Source organism: Limibacter armeniacum, from assembly GCF_036880985.1.
GTDB classification, from domain to species: domain Bacteria; phylum Bacteroidota; class Bacteroidia; order Cytophagales; family Flammeovirgaceae; genus Limibacter; species Limibacter armeniacum.
In genome coordinates, this window is sequence record NZ_JBAJNO010000004.1 from 158515 (window position 1) to 175670 (window position 17156).

Consider the following 17156-nt stretch of genomic DNA (forward strand, 5'->3'; position numbering starts at 1 on the left):
AACTACTTTGCATTGCCCGTATTCATATATTTCTATTTTCAGCTTAGTCCGCAAAACCTTTTGGTGTTGCCATTTCAAGGAATGTAAAGTCTTCCGCTGAGTTATTTGTATCCTGTAGTACTCGTCTACCACCTTCTCCTAAACTAGAAACTGTCTTACGAATAACAGACTGTGATGAAAAACCTCCATTAGGAGCATATGTATAGGTGGCATCCACATCTGTTGTCAGTTTAGGAGGCAATATACTGTCAGGACTTCTTTGAGTCTCTACTCCATCAATGATATAAGACTTAGGGATCTGGATATAAAGTTTAGAACTAGATGTTACCTCACGTGTATTAGGTGCCGGATAGCTGCTTAAACCACTGATCCCATTTTCGGCTCTAAAAATCAGGTAACTGTCTCTTCCCAAATTGTCAAGGATAAAATCTTTACCATAAATATGGTGTACAATCAAATTAGGCACACTTGGGTTATCAAGATCAGATACATAAGGAGTTTCCAAATCATTACCTAGATAAACTTCAAACTCAGCACCACTCAGGTCTACTGTAAGATCAGGGTTTTGTACCGTTACAGTATCGCCATCATTTTCAACAAATGGAGCCTTATGGTTCATCGCATTTTGAGCTATAATAAAGCTTTCTCCTGGCTCCAACGGATAATCCTTACCACTTCCTGGCACTTGGTAAAGCCATTTGGAATAGAAATAATCCGTGTTAGGATCACCCTCTGCATTCATCCCAATTGACTGACTCCAGTCATATTGTCCGTTTGCTTGATCATAGCCTGAATCCTTTGTATTTAGCTTACCATATGCTCCCATGATATAAAGTCCATCAGCATAGATAGTCTTGTTGGAGTTATTGTAAATCTCAATAAACTGATCACGGAAACTCGCTCCTTCTTTGGTGTTTGAGCCAGCATAGTAAATCTGTTTGATCAACAGGTCACCTACTTTACCTGATTCCATTACCAAAGTAGCTGAGTCAATACCGTTGATTACCTGTAAAGCAGACTCTGATGCATTGAAGATCACTTCATCACTTTCTGAAGGGTAACCAAAAAGAGCTTCAAAGGCTACTTTATCCAAAGTCCTTGTTGCAGAAACCTGATATGTTCCAGCAGGCAAAGCTTCAAAAGTGATTGTGCCTTCTGTATCACTTACACCAGAATAAGATTGAGAAGAAGTAGTATTGATAATCTTTACACTTACTTCTCCCATAGGCAAGCTACCATAATTTTCATCTGTTATTACCTTAACTGTAAGGTCAACAGGCAGCACGACCTCATCTTCCTGACAAGCAGTCAAAAAAAGTAGCAACCCAATAAATGGTACAATTAGCTTTTTCATTAGTATAGTATTAAAGTCAATTTGAAAGAATAGTTTAAAATTTAGCACTCAGTTCCAGCCCGAAATAAGGCTTCTGATTGAGCGTAAAGGAGGTTACATTCCCATACAGATCCTCTTGCTCCCCTTCCGGTCTGATATTGAGGAAATTGTTGGCAAAAAATGTAAAGCGAATATGCTTGCCTATATTTTTGCTGAGGTTAAGGTGGCTATTGAAGTACACCACTGGCGGCTTGCGCAGGTAACCTATACCTGACTCACTTTGCTGCAAGATGTCATACTGCTCAGCATCAATCTCTTCCTCAGACAAATAAACCTTGTTGTAATCCTGATCTATAAAGCCATAAGCCCTGACAGAGCTCCTATCTGAATAAGTATATTTATAGATAAAGGACTCTACCCTTACACTAGCGAGCAACCCTAATGGGGCAAGGTGGTAATTGATTCCCAAGCTTGCCTTCAGCTCTCCTGATTCCTTGTACTGGTATGGGTAAATGGCATAAGCATATCCAGCCTCTACAAACGCATTGCTTGTCAGCTTGGTAGCATACTCTTCCCTCCCTCTGTCAACAGTATGGTAATAGGTCGCCCAAAAGTTGAATGAAGTATTGATCGACTCAACCTTAGGTACTGAACCCACTACTTCTACCCCTCTGTTTTTGGTGTATTTACTGTTATCAATGGTATTATTGTTTACTACCCTTTTGATATAATTACCTGTTGGTTGATAGATTGGTGATTGCCCTTCAGGACGGGCAGTGATTTCGTATTCAGGCACTTCTATAATTTCTGCTACAGAATTAATATAGAAGCCATTGTCAGTAATATTATTGAAATAGGTAGCAGTCAGGTTTATTCCCCTAGACTTATAGTTAAACCCAATTTCATGTCGGCGTGAGCTCATTGGTTGTAACCCTTCCGCATCGTTGTCCTCAACATGCGTATATGCCAGATAAATGCTTTCTTTCAAATTGCCTGTGTAGCTGTTCAGCAAAACAATATCCTCATAGCTTGGTCCGGGGTAAAGGTGTATCAGTCCGGGAGCTTTGGTCTGAATACCATATGCCCCTGTTATTGCTACCTTATCAAAAAGCTGATAACGGGCATTAATCCTTGGAGAAATTGACTCGTAACCGAACTGATAATCCGATCTCAGTCCAAGAGACAAGCTCAAGTCTTTTCCGGCTATTTCTCCCTTGATCTTATCTTCCAGATACAGGCCATGCTGATGCAATGAAGGCTGTGAATCCTTAAAGGAATATGGTCTATCAGATGTTGGGCTAGAACTGTTATTCAGAGGTTTGAGCGGATCAAATATTCTACCTTCACCAAAGTTTGCACTGAAGTTGTATTGGTAACCATAGTTGAGGTTGTGTGAGAAGCTTCCTGTCTGAAAGGCTTTTGAGAAATTAAGTCTAGTCCCTGCCGTTACAGGCTTGCCATGAACTTTCATATACCCCATATAGGTACCAGAACTGTAGGTACCTTCATGAATCCCTTCCTCTGTATAGGTAATAATAGGACGTACACCAGTATTGATCCATTCTTCTGTTTCGGAGATACTTTCCCCTGTAGAAAAGTTGGCTGATAACCTAAAGCCATCAAATAACTGCCAAGGTAGGTTGACATTCAGCTGGTTTGAAGCAGAGAATGACTTTCGCTGATAACGCACCTTCAGATTGTCTTTCAGGTCTGGGTCTGACTTAAAATCATCGAGTGTCGTATTGTAATTGAGGTTGAAGTTGTTTCGGATACGTTTATTTTGACCGATAAATGTAGTCCACAACAAGTTTCCGTTGATACGGTTATAGCTCTTCATCCTGTCATTCGGGTCAGGATTGCTGTTGAGATAATCCAACCCAACCGATACGGCATTATTCTGGTTAAGCTGAAACCCTTTGTTTACAAAGTAATTGCTGTTGCCTCCTCCTTGCCTGTAAGTAAAGCTTAGAGGTGACTTGCCTGCTATTGTCTCAATGATAATCGCCCCTTCTGTAATGTCCCCATATTCGGCAGAAGCCACTCCCTGTACAATCTCAACCTTATCAATGTTTCCGACAGGCAATTGTCTCAAGTCAAATCCACCACCCGGAGAATCTCCCGGCGTATAACTTTCGCTGCCTGGTGTACTGGTATTCTTAAATGAATCAAAAAATCCTCTTTGCGTTGGGTTGATACCCTGCATATCCGCATTGTTATTCAAAGGATTTCCATTCAGGAAAATCCCGATACCAAATGCGTTGTTCAGGGCGTCCTGATCATTGCTATTGCTAGATCTGAAAGTGATTGTTTGTGCGCCTTGCAGCAAAGGGTTTTGAACCGTTTGTCCAGGCATCTGCATCAACAGTTCAGAAAGGCTATTCGCCCTAGACTGTTCAACAGCTGTTCGGTCTATCTTGTAAGCAGTGTTAGAAATGTTGGCTTCATCCCTTTCGGCAACAACGGTTACTTCTTCCATATAGAGATCAAGATCCTCCATCAGGATATCATCGAGCTGTAACTCTGACTCGCCTTCCAATAATGTGATTTTTCGCTCAACAGGTCGCTTCCCTACCAAACTGAATTTCACAACCAGCTCACTATTCGTCTGCTGATTGACTATGGCTTGAAAATACCCCTGTTTATCTGTGATGGCATAAGCATACTTGCCCACACTTACGGTCACATACATCAATGGTTCCTTTGTAGCCTTGTCTTTGACAAAACCATTTAAGTTCAATTGCTGTATGTCCTGAGACCTAGCTGGAGATATAAGAACAAAAAGTATAAGTGAGACAATAATAGCCTTCGCTTTCATAGCACAATCTAGTTTCGCTGATAGTTGATGCTGCAAAGCTATAATTTATTTAGATTAATTATAAATAAAGTGTGAATTTTTATTCATCTTATATTTAATTGCACTATTCAAATTAAATCAAGCTGTTGCAAAAGGATATGTTAATAAAGAAGTGAAAGGAGTAGCCAAAAAAATCCCTCTAACACAAGCGTAACATTTCGCTTACATTAGAGGGAATTGGGTGCTAATAACAAGTTAGGCTAATGAAAAGCTTATAACCATGGACTGCTCAGCTCAATTTATTGCGTTACAACAGGTGCCATATTGGATACATAATCCACAAAAAGAAGTACGCTTACCCGTATATCAAAAAGCGTATTATTACCATTCATATAACAGTTGGGAAGCCCTGTTATAAATGTTTTCTCATACTCAAACCACTCTCCTAAAGTTAGGTCATTTGTTTGTTTGTACTTATTTATATTCGTGCTCCCGCAAGTAGTCATACTATCATCTATTTCTTCATTAATTATAATCTCAAAACTGATATTAGTATCACTCCCCGAATAAACCACGGCACCCTGTTTGACCGAAGTTCCCTGCACGGCATACTCACAATAATCCCCTGGAGACATATATACAAAAGGCATACTACAACCATTATTCGTATCATCATTTGCGCTGGCTATTCTTTTAGTATAGCTAGTAACTCCAGTGATATCAGTATTGATATATGCATTGATTGCACCACTTGCCTGTCCGACCAGCATTGTACTGCCTGACTTTTTTTGTGATTCTATTTCAATTTTATACAATAGCCGCATCTCATCTTGTGCATAAAGCAAGACAGGCAAATATAAAAGGCTAAAAAATAAGACAATTGTTTTCAAATTAGTATCTGATTTATAATTGGTTGTGATATTTTTTCAGTTGATGTAATAAAAAAAAACACCAAATCATATCTATTAAACAATTACCGTAAAAGTAGCAAAACAACACTTATTTATTACTATATATTCCTTATGAAATATAAAGTCAAGTAGTGGAAGCAGACCCTTCTTTTTCAAGAGTAATGTGTTAGCATTCTTATATATGCATTAAGCATCACTAATGTATTTAGCCCCTTTAAGGCAAAAGTTCTGAAGGGACAAGATCAGCGATGAACTTTAGTTCTTCGACATGCAAATGATATGTTCAGCCCTAAAAGGGAAGAACTCACGTTAACCAAGCAAAAGTAAAGCCCCTACCATTCTTCGACTTCGCTCAGTCACCGATAGTAACGATCATGTGTTAATTATGATCAAGTTTGTAACAATGATGTAATTGTATCTATCAGGATTGCTGATTTAAATAGTTCTTTTGTGGATAAATAAGCAGATGTATCATTGAAATCGGAACTTTTAAATTCTTCAATGATTTATTGGTTCAACTCCTTTGGAGTTGGATAAATGGATTTACTGATACCGCAGGCTTTTGCCTACGGCTACAATTATTCAATTTCTTTGGGATTTTTTCTCTTACAGCAAACACCCCACTGACGCAAGCATTAGTATTTCAAAGGAGCATAGCGAGTGCAGAAATACGCTACTTGTGCCTAAAATAATTAATCGCTCCTCTTCCCCTAAAAAATCAATCCCTTGCTAATAGTAGTAAAATATTAAGCATAAGTAACACCCTGCTACATTCGCTTCACTCGCTTATTGAGCTAATATCTGCATTAGTGGGAAACAAAGGACTAAAGTCCTTTGCTATTGAATATTGTACTTTCAGCACAATATAGGGTTACCGATTTAAATCATTCCATGGAATGAACGATAAGTAAAGTTCTTTGCTGTTTGACTTGGCTTTAAATCTTCTTTGTTGTGTTTAACTAAATGTACATTATCCCGCTATGTCATCCTGTTCAATTGCAACAGTTATAGGTATCTGCATAAAAAAGGGAACCGAAGCCCCCTTTCTTTTTTTGTCTTTATAAGTTTGATGCTCTAAAAAAGCATTTCGAATCTGAGTTTATGCTGCCATCTTTCTTTTCGGAACCTTTTCCCTCCCTTTAGGTGGCTCTGTTATCACTGTTGGATGATGGGCAAGATGTGGATCATATGTTGAGCGGTCTCCTTCACTGTTGCGTTCAATCTCCCTGCCGGTTGTACTTCGATGCACATCTAACGTACGGGCAATTGCTGCATTGCTTTTGCCTTGCTATATGCCTTGGATGATGGTTTTGCGTTCTATTAGGGTCAGGTGAGACATAAGTGATTGACTTGATTGTTATATATAAGCTAATGGTAATGCGTTTCTTATGCAAATGTTGGTACTGCTTTAAAAAACAACAGGTCTTAGTGTTTGACACTAAGACCTGTTAGGGGTGAAAGCCAATTGCTTATATTTTATGCTTCCCTTAAATATTAAGCACAAGTAACGTACAACTACATTCGTTTAGCTGCGGTGTTAAGTTGATACTTAAACTAATGAGAAATAAACAAGGCAGCTTCCTTTGATGGAAACTGCCTTGTTTATAAATAAGAAAGCCTATTATGAAATAACCTCAAAGTCTATTTCATATGTGGCTAGCCCTACATTACAACCAGCCTGTTCTAAAGCATCTTTTAAACGTTCAGAAATAAAAAAGTTAATGCCAAATACAAAAATATCCCATGGTTCATTAAGCATTACTTTCTCAGGGTATATCATTCTATCTTCATCTAGAAACTTACTTGTATTAACTTTAAGTATTTCTTCCTTGTCTTGGAAACTAAGTTTGGATTGATATACAATATTAGGTCTAAAACTTTTTGATTCTTTGAAAAGTGAATTTCTATAATTAAAGTTTTCCCAAAACCAATATGGTTCAATCATTTTTGGAAAAAAAACCTTATAAGGTTTTTTTTCCCCTTTATAAGCAACCAAAGAATCATATATAAAATTCTCTGGTAAAGTGTGTGTTTTTAATACTTGCCAAAATCTTTTGGAAATAACCAAATAATTTCCACTTGGCTCTGGCCACATATTCCACAACAAGTTATGTTGCCAATTATAGATATCCTGAAATTCAGGCTCTGAAGGAGCTTCCTGGGAACTATCATAAATCAAGGTCAGCGGTATCACAGGTGCCTCCTCCCAACGACTTTGATTACCGTGTATATCTAAGTTTTCTTTTAGTTTATAGTCGTTATCTACCTGCTCTGTATGCATAACGACCCATATATCTTCTTGACTAATTTTATAATACTTCATATCAAATACTGTTTCGATCTATCATTTCTTGAACTGCCTTAATTCTATCTTCTGTTTTCTGAGGCTTGCCAAATAAGTCATTGACATTTTTAGTTCCTTTTACACTTTGCTCCATCAGTTCCTGCTTTAATGCATGGGTTAGTTTCTTAATTTCAGCTTGCATTTTTGCAGTCTTTTGTGCATCAGAAATAGGTGATGCTTTAATTGTCCCCCATATAGAATTTAAATAAGCAGACAAAGCTTTTTCATAATCGTCGTGGCTAGTATGTACTCCCCTGCCGTTGGTAAATTTCTCCAGCATCAGTACATTTTCAAAACCTTCCTTGGCATTAAAGTCCAGCTGGCCACCCAATTTGATATATTCTCTAAGCCCTTCACATTTAACCAACATATTGACCGCCAGTAAATGGTGCGCTTCAAAGGCATTAAAATTCGGGGTATCCTTAAACTTCTCAAAATATTCTCTCCAGCTTTGTCCGGCAGGTTTTTCAGGATATCCTCCCTCTTTCAGGGCATTCATTAGTTTTTCGGCTTCCCGCTGGATCTCAGGAGTAGTTGGATCTGCATCCAAGAGTTTCAAGAGGTTGTTCCTGATATTGCTTCGCTTACGTGCCAGCTCCACACATTCATCACAACCTAACCTCCTAAGCTCTTCTAAGATCTTGTTATATTCGGCAACCTTGGTTAAAACATCTTTAATATCCCCACCTGCCAACTCTTCCAGCCAACTAAAGTTAATCCTATAAAGGGGGTGATTTCCTTTAGCCAATTCTGCCCAAACTTGGATTATCTTTTCATTTACCTTACCCAAATTATCTTTTAATAGGTTATCAATATCTACCCTTGATCTCGCTAAATCTCTAAAGAATGCCTCTTTAAGTGGAACTTCAGCGCTATTGGAAGAAGTCTTCACCTTAATACCATCAGGTAAGGCTTTTATAGCATCAAAGACTTCATCAAACTTATCTGCAGGCAGTGCTTTCATCAGAGCTAGCGCGCCCACCTTATACTCTGACACAGCCAAGTAGGCACCCCACTTAGCCATTGCCTTACTAAGCGCCTCTTCTGACGGGAATTTATTTTTTAACCCTTTCAGGTCATCCAAAGAAACATTATACTTGCTGGCATAAAAATTCAGCAAAGCATCCAATATGTTTTCATTAGCTTTAGGAAATTTATTCCATCTTCCTGACTCCAGCAGCCTACTTAACATTTTTTCATAGCCATTCTTAGCATTTTCTGAAAGGTTATTGACATTTACTTTTTTCAGTGCATCAAAACACTTCAAGGCTGCTGTTTGGGCTTCAGTACTCAGTGCATCTATTGATTTTCTGACATTTTTGATACCTCTTGCTCCTTCAACTGCCATGTCTCCCATATCTCCAATACTCAGGAACAGTTGGAAATATGTCACGGCAGGCCCTATTTCAGGATCATTAGCTAAATCACCCAGATTGACGGCAACACTAAATCCAGAGTTAACGATCTCATAAATCAACCATATTTTTTTGAATTTAGTCAGGTTTTTAGCCAATGTCAGTGTACCTCCCGATACTGCCAGAGAGGCAACATCCAAGGTTATTTCTGCTGCGGTAAAGCAATTCTGGTTAAAGTCTTTCTGGTCACTGTACTCCAAGAAGATAGCCGGTACAATCGCAAATTGTCCCTTTTGTACCTGTGTGGCTTCATCTATTTCTCCTAAAGAGGATGCGTTTACAAATAACACCAGATCAAAGGCATTAAGCGTATCTTTTAGGTAGCTATACGATTTTCTATACTTGGTCTCGATCCCATCACCAGTTCTTGATGTATATAACTCATAGCCTTTAAACACCTTTTGAGTAAAGTTGATACTATAACCTGAAAGGTCTGCATCATCAACAAACATTGTTCCCTCACTCATTCTTGATGGCTCACCAAACTGCAAAAACCTGTCATCAAAATTATCGTTCAGTTCCGTGATCAGTGTGCTGTACTTAGAGGACTTCTCTATAATTATCTTGATCGCTCTCATGAGCTTCATATAATTGTTTCCTCCTAATCCAAATAGGATCCCGTCATCAATTTTACTGTTCAAGCCAGTAAGAATATTCTTCTTATCCTGATCTTTGGACAGCAATTCTAACAGTGCATCAGCTTGGCCTTGATTTCCTGCGAAATAAGTTAAAGTGTTTACTACTACACCTTCTTCTCCACCGATATCACCAAAGAACCAATAAGGTCCACCTGATAAGTCTCCACTAAGAAGCGTAGTAATAATATGTTTTCGTTGTGCGAAAGTCAGCTTTTTATAGTCATTTACGGTCAGGTAAGAACATATATTATGCATTAGTGAGTCAGCATTTTCTTCCTCCATAATGCTATTAAGTCGCGTATCTTTTTCAGCGTAAAAACTTTCTAATGACTTAGCAATCTTAGTAAGTTGTGCACCATCCAAGTCTTTGTCATAGATACTTATATGCGTATCAATATATCTTCCAGCCGCTGTAAATGAATTACTATTGGGTTGGTAATCATCCAGCCAATCTTTCCCTAGCTTATCTAATACATCAGCAACCCGCTTAATCTCTGCTTCTTTGTCTGCTCCTTGTGTCTCAATCATTTTTGAGACAAAGTTTCTTACCCATACATTCTTGTAGTGACAGTATTCAATTTTATATGAGCTTTCTTCTGATAACTTTCTATTTGAAATAGCTATACTACCATTTACAGCATCATATTCCTTATCATCCAAGGCATGTGTATATGCAGAGGTATTCAGTTGGCCTGTGTAAATATTAACTTCACAATCATCTGGATTTTCTTCGCCTATTATAACATTATAGCCTTTCACAGTAACATCCGAAGCTCCCATATATGGTTTATCATCTTTATCGAGATACCCTGTAAACTTCCAAGTTCCTTCTACTTTTTTAAAGGTTGCCCTATAGGCCAGACCATCCTTTGTAAATGCTAATAATGCGCCTTTATATATTAAACTGTTTAATTCACTCGAGCCAGTAGTTCCAGTAAAGGAGAATTGTGAATTGTTATTTAAGAAAATGACTTTTCCATCAGGAGATACAAATCCATATTGATCCAATGAAATATTAAGACTTCTCAGATTTTCATTACTAATCAATAAACCTCTGATTTCACTCTCACTCTCCTCATCTTCCTTCTCAAAACCGACCATTGGTTGTGGGTTATGGATCTGTTCCCATTGCCATTTCCATAGTTCGGTTCCATTTCCATAGTCCATCAGGTTATTGGTCGTGCCTTGTGCCAAGTCTTCAAACTGCTCCCAAATATGTTCCAGATGGAATACCCCATGACCCAGTTCGTGGGCTGCTGCACGCCATGTTGCCTCAGAATTGTCCGGAGCGTATATAAAACCGTGACGGCGAGACATTGGCATATAGCCGCCTACATCTTCCTTACTCGCTGCAGGAGCCCAGAATAGCACTACTTCCTTGCCTCTTGGCTTAAAGTCCTTACGGCTAGCCTTGATCAGTGCCTGCTGCTCTTCCGTGTAGTTGGCCAGTATATCTGAATCGCCTGTTTGCAGCTTTCCATCCTCGTTCAAGTCCCATACTACGCCAGAAAGGTCTTGCATCACTTCCACTTCCCAAGTGATATGCGCCTGTGCGTAAATCTGGTTCAGTACTGTTTCCAGTGCTGTCGCATTTGGAGCGGTACGTCCATCCACCGGAATGATATAGACCTTGTATGTCTCCGCCTTGTAAGCCATGACATTGATCTTGCCAAGGATTTCGTCTTTGCCCTCAACGGTACGGATTACACTCCATTCTGTTGGCTTGTTTTTGACGGTGTACAGGCTTGTTCCTGATGGATCCGGTGATGTGATCACTTCTTCAGGCTTGTCGGTCACCTGAAGGCGTATGCCATCTGTAGCACCTGTAAGCACGACCTTTTCCTTGCCATCTTTGGCTACAGCCAGCCAAGGGATGGTATACACTTCATCACCCGAAAGGTTTACCTGTGTATAGTAGTCTTTGTCGGCTTCCCTGCCTCCTGCATCAAAGCCTGCTTCAGTACCACTATGCTTCTGGAAGGTCACCCTGTCAATCGCAGCCCATCCGCTGCCATCCTGCTGCTCGCCTTCATCATTGGCTGTATTGGCATACACGGCACCGAAGGCATTGTTAAATACCCAGACACTCTTACGTGCCAGTTCTATACCTTCGGGCAAGCTGGTAGGAGCCCCGTTCTCGATCATCTCCTTACCTTCATCTACCAGTTCCAGCACTTTGGCAAGCGTTTCATCCTGCGACATACCCTGATACGCTTCCAAATCTGAAGGAGGTGCCTGTTTACCATCGATCAGGTAAAGGAAATTCAATACCTCATCTCCAGATTCCATTGTTGTTTTTGCGGCACGTTCACGCAATGGACCTGGTGACTCATTGAGGGTCTTCGCTACTCCAGTACTAAATGTTACCAAGTGTTTGATTCCCTCCTTTGTTTGCTGCTGCGCATAACTCAGAATTTGAGATACACCATTTTTCTTGGCTTGTTTGGCTGCACTTTTAGCGTCTTTCGCCTGCTTAACAGACTCCTCTGCGGCTGCAATAGCAGCTTCCCTATTTGGATCATCATCCGAAAGTTTTTTAGCTTCCTTCAATGCATCTTTTGCATTGTCCAAATCATTTTTAGCTTGCTCAAGGTCTTCCTGAGCCTGCTCATATGGTGACTTTACATTATCAGGCAAGCGGTCATAAACTCCATCAATAAACTCTGCAATTTTTGCCGCTTCATCCAATACATCATCCAAAGCATCCAAACCATCCATAATGGCATTGGCTATCTCTGGATCTATAAGATTGGAATCCATCCCTTTAACATCCACTATTCCGGCAATCAGCTGGTTGTCTGTATTGATGGTAATATCATCGTACTCTACGGTAAAGAATACACCATTCAGGGAACGGATCTGAATCATCCCTGTACCAGTATGGTAACCTCCTCTGTAGTCATCCTCCACAATAGTGACTTCAAAGTCACCTGCTGTAAACTTTTCCCTGGCTCCATAGGCACTGTGAGCGGCTCACTATTGCTAAAAGTCACCACAATTTCACCACCTTCACATACATAAGTCTTCTCTGGTACGGAGCCTGTCGTTGCCTCTACTGTCTGAGACCACTTACCTTGCAATGCGCCACACTGACCTCTTACCTGAAACTCATAGGTTACATCAGGGCTTAAGGGCTTTACATTGCCACGCTCCATCAGGAATGTCTTGGTACGCCATTCCTGTGCTTCTTCCCCTGCTTTGGTTTTCCGGCGGTAACGCACTTCCCATTCTTGATGGGAGTAATCACCATACCACGAAAGCTCTACCCTTGATGGGGTTATTGTTTCTACTGCAAGCTGACCACACTCCAAGCAAGCATCACCAAACTGGAAGATGCGCATCTCACTCCATCCTTCATTCTTGATCAGGCCAAGCTCATCCACATCATAAGCCTGTACTCTCCATGCATATTTCTGCCCTGGCACCAATGGCGTATCGGCAGGTCCCACCTGATAGGCGGGTGCCATCAGGTTCTCTTCATCTATAATTGGCGGAGTTGTGGCAAATGCATCACCAGCCGTCTGCCCTTCTCTCAGGATTTCTACCACTTGAAAGCGGTAGGTTACATTTTGAGGTCTGTTGGGTGATGCCAAATGGCGGGGATTCCAGCTAAAGCTAACAAACTGTGGCTCCGTGATTGCCACTTTCTGGTTTTCATAAGGCATCAAAAGCAATGGAGGATCACTTAACAACAAAGGACACTGAAACAGTGCTGTATTGGATATCACCCTACCTGTATAGTATTCAAGTACTACCAATGAAAACTTATAATAGCCATCCGGCAATTTACCTCCATTGGATACTATACTACTGAGACTACCGCTTGTCGCCTGTAAGTTGTTAAGGTCAAAATATGGAGAAAGGTCTGCATTGTTCAGCATTTCCTGCTGCCCTCCTACCAAATGGTAAGGTTCAGGCATATAGCTCTGCTTGGTCTCCAAAACCAACCTGCTTTGAAGGTTCTCAATACGTAACTTGAATTTGACCTCAAGGTCAGGTTGGTTCAAGTCCTTTAGCCAAATATTGGCTTGAAGGTTATTTGCAGTTGGCTGCGCATACTGCGAAAGCCTAACACCGTATGGAGGCGTCAGGGTTAAGGTTGCTTGCACAGGATAACGTTGTCCCCAGCTGATCAAAGGCAAAAAAGTCAGCAGTAAGAGAAAAAGTTTTTTGATTGCCAAGTTATTCATTGTTCAGTTTAAACTATACAGGCTCCTCAGAGAAGAGGGTACTGGTGAAAAAATTCAATTGCTTTGTGAGACTACCACGGGGAGAACACCTTCTGGTATTTTAATACAAATATACTTAATTTTAATTATTGACTCTTCGCTATTTGAGCTATCATATTGCCGTTTTAGTATCACATCCACATAATCATTTCCTGTTTCATTTAAAGTAACACTTCCACCAAAGTCATCTAAAAGGTGATCTTCAACACAATACCCATCCCTATCTGTCTTGTAGATTTGAATATCATATTTATAATTTAATGTTGGAGGTGTACTCGTTACAGTACGATAGCTTGTACTATTATTTTCTACAATATATGCATCCAAGTATGTTCCATACGTACAACTATTGTTACTTATTCCATTTGTTACAAAAAGCTCTGCTTTTACTAAATACTCACCTGCTACTAAAGTTGTTTGCGCCTTACAAAAAATAGCACTAAGTAAAAAGTAGCATGTTAGTAAATACTTCATTAAACCTTCTCTTTTATGATTAATTATTCTTCGCAACTTTTGAAGTATTATCAGATATCTTTTCACAAAAGTATTGAATGTAAAGCTGTGAGTACAGATTTCCTATTGCACTATTGTTATTTTATCAATGTGATTCTAGTTATACTCCCATTGTTTCTGACAATTTGATACTATTAATATAGTCTCTATTCCCATTAGTACTCTGCATATTTACAAAAATGGTATTGATAACATAATTCTGTATCTCCTGACTCTAAGACATATTGTATATTAATAATAAACACAAAATCAAAAGTCCTTTTTTCATGATCTTTATTTTAGCAAATGAAAAACACAATAAAGCTTGTCAATAATTCATATATACATACTCTTGATCTCATTGATAATCTGCATTTATAATATATTTCACAACAAATTATTTTAGGGTCTCTTTACCTTAGGTATCATTTCATTCTTTTTTCCTAAATATATATGTCCGGAATATTTATCTGTATAATCCTCCAAACTAAGCCATTGATTCAAAGGAACATCCCAAAATGAATCATCCATTGATCCAATTTGAGTAGATGTACTACTACTACCTCCTTGGCAAGCAGTTTGATTCGTTGCTTTAAAGTGACACCTAAGTATTGGTTTATTCGTAGAATAATAATCAAATTGTATTTGATTATTATCTTCTGTCAAATCGATTGTGAGCACAGTTTCATCATTTTGGATCAGTTCTATTTTATTAAATACTACCAACCTGATTGTGCCACATGAACCTCCCCCATAGTACCCTCCTTCACTTGCTCTACCTAAATTAAATTAATAAGAGCACACTATCCTGAGCCTTACAAAAGGTTATACTTGATAATAAAATAAATATAACTGAACTTAAAACACTTTTCATTTCGATCAAATTTTAACTCTAAGTGGCTCACTAAACTCAGAACTAGCACCATCCTCATATGACAATCTAATTCTGTAGTGATAGGTATGTGCATCCTGAATATTTTGATCCAAGAAGGACTCTCCCTTTAACTTGTCATAAAACCTAAGTGGACCTGCATCTACAGACCTGTATATTTCTACTCCAAAGTCACCCCCTATTGGGTTCTTCCAATTCAAGACGATGCCTTTTTCCTCTCTTGCTCCAGACAGCTTGGTAACCCCTTTTCTCTTTTTGGTATCAAACTTACTGACAGCTACTGGCTTTGTTGGCACTGACTCCAAACCTGCTTCATCCACAGAGATCATCAGGTAATAGTAATTTTCATAATCAAACACGGATGAGTCTGTAAATACCTGATTGCTTAGTACAGGTCCATATTCCTTTATCAATTCCCATCGCTCCATTTCTTGTTGATTGGACTTTCTGTAAACCAGATAATATGCTACATCCTTACTTCCACTAGGAGCCCATTCAATACTAGGCCCTTGCGCTGTAGATTTGGCATAGACAATAACTGGAGGTGATGGCGGAATGATATCAGGCCTTGTCAGCTCTAATGGTACTGACAAATCAGATGGATTTCCTCTTTTATCAATAGCCATTACCTTATAGTAGACTTTCCTATTCAATACCTTAATACTAATGGAATCCTTAAAAGCTGTAGCTGGAATTTCACGTTTTGTTACTTGTACATAAGTCCCTTTCAATTCATTACTCCTGTAGACTCTGTACCCCAACACATCTTTTTCAGGACTTGGCTGCCATGTAAGCTTTACTGCTCCCAAAGAATCTACTTCCCCTTTCAAGTTTTCTGGGATGGTAGGAGGAATACTGTCCAAAGGTTGTACAAACTTGGGCATTGACCAGTTTTCTTTACCATTTTTGCCAATAGCTGCCAGTTTATAATAGTTGGATGGTTCTGGTGCAATATCCGTAAATCCCCCTTTCTCTACAGGAAGGTTTTCAGCCAGTACCATAAAAGGTCCCTTATCAGATTCACTTCTTGCCAACTTCAAGCTATAAACCCCTATTGCTTCTTTTGGGTCTACATTCCACTCAATCTCAATATTTCCGGTATTCAAGTTCTCTGCAGCTTCCAGTTCAGGTACATATCCCATAACAGGATAAGCCTCGACCTTTAAAGGGTCTGTATAAGGTCCCCACTCTCCGAAAGCATCCTTTCCTTTTACTCGGTAATAATATGTCCCTTCCTGGTTTCCCAATGTATCTGCATAGAGCATCACAGGAGCAGGAGTTTCTTTTGAAGGCTGGATAAACGGCACTTCCGTAAGTGCCTTATAGGTCTTTCCGCCGTCATCGGACCTTTCCACCCAATAACTGTTGTAGATTTGCTGCAATATCATCCAGTCCCAAGTCACTCTCACACTTCCTTCTTCATACACAGCTCTAGGTAACCATGGTTGTGGCAAAGGTCGGTAGTCTTCTGGTTTCAAGTATACAACACCACTTTCTACCACCTGCAAACTATCCGGAACAAGAGACCTTACCCTATACAAGTAGCGTTCATTCTTCTTGATATCTGTATCCTCAAAGTATAAGCCCATCAACTTTGCTACTGTTGTTGACTGGTCTGCGGAAAGCAGTCCGTAGGAGAATCTTGCTTCCTGCTCACGAATCGCATTTACGACTTGAGCCAGTCCATTCCCTGCATTGATATCCACCATAAAGGTCTGTCCGAAAAGCGATTGAGCTGCAACCCCTATATATTGGTCATCCTTATTTTCCTGATGGGCTTTGCTCCATTCGGCTTCAGGCATAGGTTTGATACGCTCAGCCAGAGTTTCCCTTTCAGGAGTAGCTAGTATTTTCCCATCTCGAGATGTTGTCACCTTTTCAAGGCTATAACCATATTCGTTTAGCAGTTGCCAAGCCATAGGGTCTGTTGGTGCCCAACGCAGCTGTACCCTCTCATCTGTAATTTTGCCAATTACCTTGACCTGAGGAGAATCTGTGCTTAACCCTTGTCCAAAAATATTTGAAGAAAATACCAGTAAAACAAAAAGTTTGATCAAGCCAACCTTACAGAGCAAGGTCGGCTTGAATGAAAAAATATTGTTCATCAT

The 17156-nt window shown here is 39.6% G+C and carries 8 protein-coding genes and 1 pseudogene; all 9 read right to left on the minus strand.

Translation table 11 applies throughout. The annotated features are described in order from the left end of the window. Positions 1 to 43 precede the first annotated feature (43 nt). Positions 44 to 1354 carry a DUF4876 domain-containing protein gene (locus tag V6R21_RS04350; RefSeq protein WP_334241233.1) on the minus strand — a complete coding sequence of 437 codons (1311 nt, stop codon included), beginning with the start codon at positions 1352 to 1354 and terminating at the stop codon, positions 44 to 46. 34 nt (positions 1355 to 1388) lie between these two features. Then, positions 1389 to 4148: a TonB-dependent receptor gene (locus tag V6R21_RS04355; RefSeq protein WP_334241235.1), complete on the minus strand. Its 2760-nt coding sequence runs from the start codon at positions 4146 to 4148 to the stop codon at positions 1389 to 1391. A 278-nt stretch (positions 4149 to 4426) separates the two neighbouring features. Then, positions 4427 to 5017: a hypothetical protein gene (locus V6R21_RS04360; protein WP_334241237.1), complete on the minus strand. Its 591-nt coding sequence runs from the start codon at positions 5015 to 5017 to the stop codon at positions 4427 to 4429. A gap of 1120 nt (positions 5018 to 6137) precedes the next feature. Next, positions 6138 to 6314, minus strand: a pseudogene (locus tag V6R21_RS04365) (hypothetical protein); the annotation flags it as partial. 345 nt (positions 6315 to 6659) lie between these two features. After that, entirely contained in the window at positions 6660 to 7361 is a 702-nt protein-coding gene (locus V6R21_RS04370; RefSeq protein WP_334241239.1) for a hypothetical protein, read from the minus strand. 1 nt (position 7362) lies between these two features. After that, the gene (locus V6R21_RS04375; protein WP_334241241.1) at positions 7363 to 12345 is read right to left on the minus strand and encodes a hypothetical protein; all 4983 of its coding nucleotides are present in this window, start codon (positions 12343 to 12345) and stop codon (positions 7363 to 7365) included. Next, a complete protein-coding gene (locus V6R21_RS04380; protein ID WP_334241243.1) occupies positions 12300 to 13625 on the minus strand; it encodes a fibronectin type III domain-containing protein in 1326 nt (441 codons plus the stop codon). The genes V6R21_RS04375 and V6R21_RS04380 overlap by 46 nt, the downstream gene beginning before the upstream one ends. Before the next feature lie 54 nt (positions 13626 to 13679). Further along, the gene (locus V6R21_RS04385) at positions 13680 to 14138 is read right to left on the minus strand and encodes a hypothetical protein (protein ID WP_334241245.1); all 459 of its coding nucleotides are present in this window, start codon (positions 14136 to 14138) and stop codon (positions 13680 to 13682) included. Positions 14139 to 15035: 897 nt separating this feature from the next. After that, positions 15036 to 17156 (minus strand): fibronectin type III domain-containing protein, encoded by a 2121-nt coding sequence (locus V6R21_RS04390; protein ID WP_334241248.1) that lies wholly within the window; start codon positions 17154 to 17156, stop codon positions 15036 to 15038.

Coding starts and splice junctions, on each gene's coding strand:
- V6R21_RS04350 (WP_334241233.1), bottom strand. CDS start 1,354: ATGAAAAAGCTAATTGTACCATTTATTGGGTTGCTACTTTTTTTGACT.
- V6R21_RS04355 (WP_334241235.1), bottom strand. CDS start 4,148: ATGAAAGCGAAGGCTATTATTGTCTCACTTATACTTTTTGTTCTTATA.
- V6R21_RS04370 (WP_334241239.1), bottom strand. CDS start 7,361: ATGAAGTATTATAAAATTAGTCAAGAAGATATATGGGTCGTTATGCAT.
- V6R21_RS04380 (WP_334241243.1), bottom strand. CDS start 13,625: ATGAATAACTTGGCAATCAAAAAACTTTTTCTCTTACTGCTGACTTTT.
- V6R21_RS04385 (WP_334241245.1), bottom strand. CDS start 14,138: ATGAAGTATTTACTAACATGCTACTTTTTACTTAGTGCTATTTTTTGT.
- V6R21_RS04390 (WP_334241248.1), bottom strand. CDS start 17,156: ATGATGAACAATATTTTTTCATTCAAGCCGACCTTGCTCTGTAAGGTT.